General features: G+C 57.7%; 1 protein-coding gene and 1 pseudogene. Both read left to right on the top strand.

All coding sequences use genetic code 11. The annotated features are described in order from the left end of the window. Positions 1-363 (top strand): transporter substrate-binding domain-containing protein (locus AF337_RS14100; protein ID WP_152971077.1); only part of this gene is annotated, 363 nt, incomplete at its 5' end. A 55-nt stretch (positions 364-418) separates the two neighbouring features. Beyond that, a pseudogene (locus AF337_RS42170) lies at positions 419-527 on the top strand (amino acid ABC transporter permease); the annotation flags it as partial.

Below are 527 nucleotides of genomic sequence, written 5' to 3'. Positions count from 1 at the left end.
ATCTACAAGTTCGCCACTGCCTGGCAGGAAAAGAACCCCGACTTCAAGATCGAGATCACCGCCTCCAGCGCCGGCATTCCCTATCCGGACCGCCTGAAAGAGGTGGAGAACGGCAAATACGACGCGCTGGTTCTGCCGTCGAACCTCGGCGAGCAGACGGTCATCGACCAGCAGAAGCTCAACGTTAAGGCAAGCGAGCCGGTCGCGATCAACAACACATTCGTGCTGATCCATCGCTCCGAGGAGAACAAGGCGCTCTCCGAAGACATCGACAAGGCTCTGAAGGAGCTCAAGGCTGACGGCACGCTGGCCAAGCTCTCGCAGAAATGGTTCGGCGAGGACATCACCACCTACATGAAGTAACGCCCAAGGCAGGGCCGACGATCAAGGCTGAATTTGAAACAAGGAGTGTTCCCAAGTGGACCTTTCCATCATGATCCCCGAGCTGCTCAAGGCATTGCCGCTGACGATTGCGATCACGTTCACGGCCATGATCGCCGGCTTCCTGCTGGCGCTGATTGCGACGA

Origin of the sequence: Rhizobium ecuadorense (assembly GCF_001187535.1) — a bacterium.
Lineage (GTDB): Bacteria > Pseudomonadota > Alphaproteobacteria > Rhizobiales > Rhizobiaceae > Rhizobium > Rhizobium ecuadorense.
Note: the sequence above shows the minus strand (reverse complement) of the source record. Positions and strands in the feature narration are given on the sequence as shown.